Genomic DNA, 5,185 nt, shown 5'->3' on the forward strand with positions numbered 1-5,185 from the left:
GGGGGCCGGCGTCGGGGACACCCTGGGGGTGTCCCGGCCCGCTGGACGTCGAGGACCTAACGGCCGAACTCCCGGGCGGCGGTCAGTCGGCCGCGGACGGCGGCGTGGACCTCGGCCTCCTCGGCCGGGTCGGCGGCGAGCCTTCGCAGCCGCTCCAGCACGCGCGCGTCGCCCGTGGTGGCGACATGGCGCGCGGCGAGCTCGCGCGTGGACTCCTCGCAGTCCCACAGGCACTCGACGGCGGGGCCCTCGGGGAAGTGCACGTCGGTGGCGGCGAGCGCCCGGGCGGCGCGACCGCGCAGTTCGGAGGAGGCGGCCTCGCCGTAGATGTGGCGCAGGACGGGCACGGCGTCGGCGGCGGCCAGCCGCCCCGCACCGTCGACCAGTGAGCCGAGCCCGGCGCCGCCGACCCCGTGCACGGACATCCAGCGGCGCAGCCCGGCGACCACCAGCGGGGCGTCGGCCGGCTCCCCGGCATCGGCGAGCAGTCGGACGGCGGCCTCGCCGAGGGCGCTGTCGGCGCCCCCGCTGGCCGGGTCGGCCCAGCGGCGGGCCTGCGCCAGCACCTCGGGGCCGCGCATCCGGCCGAACAGCTCCAACGCAGCCCGTACGATCCGCTCGTCCACGTCAGCTGCGGCAGCCTCGATCAGCTCGAGGGCGGCCGGGTCCCGCTGGTCGACCAGGTAGCGCAGGGCGGCCCGCCGGGCGCCGGGCAGGCCGTCGGCGGCCGCCTCCAGCAGGACGGGACGGTCCTCGGGCCGGACCACGGCGGTCAGGCAGCGGGCGGCCGCCGCGGCGCGGCGGTCCACCGCATCGGGCGCGGACGGGTCGTCCTCGGTCCGCGCGGGCTCCGGGCGGGTCAGGAAGGCGCCGGCGCCGAGGGCGCCCAGCTCGCCCTGGTCGGCCCAGGCCAGCACGTCGGCGGTGGACCAGCCCGGGGTCACCCCGCTGCGGTTCAGCTGCCGCTGCCACAGGTCGAAGGGCGACTGCTCGCTCGCCGCGGCGACTCTCGGGTGGTAGGCGGCCCACAGCCGCCAGGGCCGGGGCTCGTACGCGTTGCGGATGAACTCACGCAGTTCGGCGTCGCCCTCGGGGCCCGGCGGGAAGCGGTCCAGGACGGCGGTGCCGAGCAGCAGCAGGCCCCGGTCGTCGTCGCGCAGGGCGAGCTCGTCCAGGGCCCAGGCCCAGTTGGCACCCGTGGCGGCGTACTCGCGCAGCATCAGCAGCGCGTCGCGCCGGCCGTAGGCGGCGAGGTGGCCGAGGACGGACAGGGCGAGACCGGTGCGGCCCTCATCGTCGCTGACGAGGTCCTCGGCGGAGTGCAGGTGGTCCTCGATCCCGTCGAGGGGAGCCTCCAGCTCCATGTAGAGGCGGGCGTAGTAGAGGGAGCGGCTCTCGACCTGCCAGTCGGCCCGCGGATCCCTGGTGACGCACTCCTCCAGCGCGGCGATGGCCTCGGCACGGTCGGCGGCCAGCGCATGGAGCTGCCCGTCACCGCGGCCTCGCTGCAGGAGGCCGAGGAGGCTGGCACTGGGTGCTATCACTGGCTCGAACATGAGGTCAGCATCCGTTGCGGCGGTCGTAGTGGCAACGGGATTTCCGTCGCCGGGGGTCTCTGGTCGGTACTGCGGTGGGCGCCCGGGCGCCGGAATCACCGAAGGTTACCGCCTCGCGCCACCATCCGCACACAGGGCGACGAAGGCGGCTGCCACAGTGGCATATGCCAGGGGAATTTTGCCTGCGTTATGTCCAAATCGCCCCCGGGCCCGAGGACGCTGTGCGACAGTCGTGTCACCACCCGAGCGACCCGCATCCGGCGGGCCACACCGAACGAGGGGCCGGTCATGAACATGCCCTTGGGCGTCGCCCGCGCGTCGGACACCGCCACGGTGGACGGCGCCCCGGCGGGCGCGGACGGCCCCGGTTCGCCGGGCAGCCGCGGCCGCGCCCACGACGAGGCGGACGCCGGCGGCGACAGCGGAACGGAGGGCAGAGTGGACGGCACGGCGCGGGAGCCGTCCGGCTCCTCCCTCGACAGCGGAAGCCACGGGAGCGACGGCCGCGACGGCGACCACGGCCTCGGCTCGGCCGAGTGGGACCTGCTCACCGACGGCGTCCACTGGAACGCCGAGACCTACCTCCTCCTCGGCTGCGACCCGGCACACGGCCCGCTCAGCCTCGACCGACTGCCCGACCGCCTCCCCGAGGCGGACCGGCCACTGCTGCGCCGGATGATGACCGACGCCCTGGTGCACGGCCGTCCGGCCGCCGGCACGCTGCGGATCCGCCGGGCCGACGGGCGGCACGACAACGTCGAGTGCGCGGGCGAACCCGTGCTCGGCGCGGACGGCACCGTCACCGCCCTGCGCATGCTGCTCCGGCCGGCCCCGCCGGTCTGAGCCACCGCGGGCGGGGCCCCCCTCCCCCGGGCAGCCCGCACGGCCGCGCGCCTCACGACACCCGCAACGCCGTTCTCGGAGTCGGCCCCGCGCACCTCACGCACCCGCAACTACGTTCCCGGCGCCCGCCCTGCGCGCCTCAGGACGACCCCGACGCCGACCCCGCGCGCCTCACGACAGCCTCGGCCGGTTCTTGGTGTCCGCCGCCCGCAGCTCCCGCCCGAGCTCCGCCCGCAGCTCGTCCACCACCGGCAGCCCCCGGTACCGCGCGGTCAGCCGGTACATCTCCCGCAGCCGGTCCCACGTCCGGTGCGAGGAGTTCTGACCGATCAGGTTCATCACCATCTTGGCCTGGAACTCCGCCTCGTCCGGCTCCCCGGTGATCCAGTGCACCGAGGCCAGGGTGATCCGGTCGAACAGCGCCGACCGCAGCTGCCCGGTGCCCTCCCGCAGGGCGATCACCCGCTCCGCGTGCCGCCGGGCCTGGGCGGCGGCCGACGGATCGTGCTCGGACAGCGTGCGCAGCACCAGGGCCTGCATGCCGCGCAACTCCGCCTCGTCGAAGACCTGCATCCAGTTCGGCGGCGGCTCCGGCGCGTCGTCCGCGAACAGTTCCTCCGCCTCCCCGAGGAGCCGGTAGGTGTCCTGGGAGTGGCCGATCGACGCGTGCGCCCAGGCCTCGACGGTGTTGAACATCGCGCGCGTTCTGGGGAGCAGCCGGCCGGCCGAGGCCTTCGCCGCCGACATCAGGTCGATCGCGTCGTCGGCCCGCCCCAGGTGCACCATCTGCCGCGCGGCCCGGGAGATCGCCTCGCCGGCCCGCGGCCGGTCACCGGCCTCCTTGGCCGCCTCGGCCGCGATCATGAAGTACCGCTGGGCGGTGGGCTCCAGCCCGACGTCGTGCGACATCCACCCCGCGAGCACCGCGAGGTTGGCCGCGACCAGCCACAACCGCCGCTCCACCGCCGGGTTGTGGCGGTGCGTCAACAGGCCGCCGACCTCGTTGAGTTGGCCGACCACCGCCTTGCGCTGGAGCCCGCCGCCACGCGCCGCGTCCCAGGCCCGGAAGACCTGCACCGAGCGCTCCAGCGACTCCACCTCGTCGAGCCCGACCGGGCCCGCGTCGTACACGTCCACCACCGGACGCACGCCGCCCCCGGTGACCACCTGGCGCGGCCCGGGGACGGAGGCCGCGTAGGCGACCGCGTCCCCGCCCAGCCAGCCCTTCAGCGAGTCGGCGATGACCGCCCCGGCCGTGAGCGCCGCTCCCGCGCCCACCAATCCACGTCGGTTCAGCATGAGGTCCATTCCCGTGAACTCGGTGAGGACCGCGGCTGTTCGACCCGGCGACCATGGCACTGCTGCGGACGGCTCCGCTCCGGACCTGGTGGGCCGGTGTCGTTCCAGACCGAGGTCCTCAGTGGTGACGACACGGCCGAGCCGCTCCGTGAACACGGCTGCCAGCACCCTCGGCACCGGATCGCGCGGGATCTCCCCCTGCTCGATCCAACGCCGTACCCTCGACGTGTCGGTGGACAGCTGCTGCTGCCCCATCGCGGCACCCCGGCGGTTGACCAGCCGCGCCAGTTCGCCCTTGGACCATCCGGTCAGGACGAAGAGATCGGCGAGTCGGGTGTTGGGTCCCCTGCTCAATGAAGCCCCCAGGTTCCTCGGCTGCTTCAGGCTAGAGGCTCCGGCAAGTGCCAGGCGAGCATTCGCCACCGTTCGCCAGGGCCCGCCAGACTACTAAGCCAGTGCCCGACGGGTGTGTTGTAGGAGTGCGCCACCTCGACCACCGGGTCGGGCGGCGTCCCACCTGGTTCGGGGCAGTCCCCCGACCGTGGCACGGGACGCTCCCGGTCCTCACCCGAGGGGGTGGCGCGGCCGGGTGGCGCGGGGGCGCCGGGCACGGCCACGGCGATCCGGCCGACCGCATTCCCCAGGGTGCGGACGGCCGGAACTGCCGAACAGGGGTTCCGACCCCGCGTCCGTGCCCGGCGCCCGCGCACCACCCACCGACCGAAGCAGGGCCGCCGTCGCACCAGGAAGCACACGGCACCGGCCCTCCCCCGCCCCGCGGGGAGCACCCGCCGACGGACCGGAAGGGACCACCCCCAGCCCATGTACTCCTCAGCGACGACCCCCACGACGACCGCGACCCGCACCGCGCTGCGCCCCCCCACCGCAGCTGCCGGCCGTCCCGGCCCCAAGCAGGTGCCGCCGACGAGCCGTCCGGTGGCTCCGCGCGGCACCGAGGGCCGGTCCACGGACGCCCGGGTCCCGGCCGGCCGTACGGCGCTGGGACTGCGCGGCCTCGACGCCGCCCCGCCGACCGGGCCGTCCGTCGGCCCGTCGGCCGGCCACCGCGTCCCGCTCGCCCGCCAGGCGGACGGCCAGGTGCTGCGCGCCCGCCGGCCCGGCCAGCCGGCCGGGGCCGAGCGGATCGACCCGTCCGCGCTGCAGACCCCCGCGGTACGGGCCGCGCTGGCGAGCGTCGCGCGGATATGTCCGGCGTTCACCCCGCGCCAGGTCCTGCGCGAGGGCAGCCGCCACATCCTGGTGGCGGGCACCATCGGGCGGGCGCCCGTGGTCGCCAAGTGCCTGGCGCCGCAGGCGGTGCGGAGTGAGTACTTCGAGCAGCTGGTGGCCGACTTCCACCACGAGGTCGCGGTCTACCGGGCGTTCGTCCGGCACCGCCCGCCGGTGCGGCTGCCCCGGCTGGTCGCGGCGGACCACGACCGTTGCGTGCTCGTCATGGAGCGCGTTCCCGGGCGGCCGGCCGCCCG

Annotated in this window: 3 protein-coding genes and 1 pseudogene; 2 read left to right on the forward strand and 2 right to left on the reverse strand. The window is 75.7% G+C overall.

Going from position 1 to position 5,185, the window contains the following annotated elements; all coding sequences use genetic code 11:
* Positions 1-56: 56 nt before the first annotated feature.
* On the reverse strand, positions 57-1,556 hold the full coding sequence (locus ABT247_RS31530) for a HEAT repeat domain-containing protein (RefSeq protein ID WP_350749539.1): 1,500 nt from the start codon (positions 1,554-1,556) through the stop codon (positions 57-59).
* A 288-nt stretch (positions 1,557-1,844) separates the two neighbouring features.
* Between ABT247_RS31530 and ABT247_RS31535 the strand changes: the two genes are divergently transcribed.
* On the forward strand, positions 1,845-2,399 hold the full coding sequence (locus ABT247_RS31535) for a PAS domain-containing protein (RefSeq protein ID WP_350749542.1): 555 nt from the start codon (positions 1,845-1,847) through the stop codon (positions 2,397-2,399).
* A gap of 171 nt (positions 2,400-2,570) precedes the next feature.
* Here ABT247_RS31535 and ABT247_RS31540 read toward each other — a convergent pair whose 3' ends face one another.
* Positions 2,571-4,052, reverse strand: coding sequence for a DNA-binding protein NsdB (locus ABT247_RS31540; protein WP_350749544.1), 1,482 nt, complete (start codon positions 4,050-4,052; stop codon positions 2,571-2,573).
* A 468-nt stretch (positions 4,053-4,520) separates the two neighbouring features.
* On the opposite strand from ABT247_RS31540, the pseudogene ABT247_RS31545 reads away from it, so the two are divergent.
* A pseudogene (locus ABT247_RS31545) lies at positions 4,521-5,185 on the forward strand (hypothetical protein); the annotation flags it as partial.

Origin of the sequence: Kitasatospora sp. NPDC001539 (assembly GCF_040298565.1) — a bacterium.
In the GTDB taxonomy this organism is placed as follows: Bacteria; Actinomycetota; Actinomycetes; order Streptomycetales; family Streptomycetaceae; genus Kitasatospora.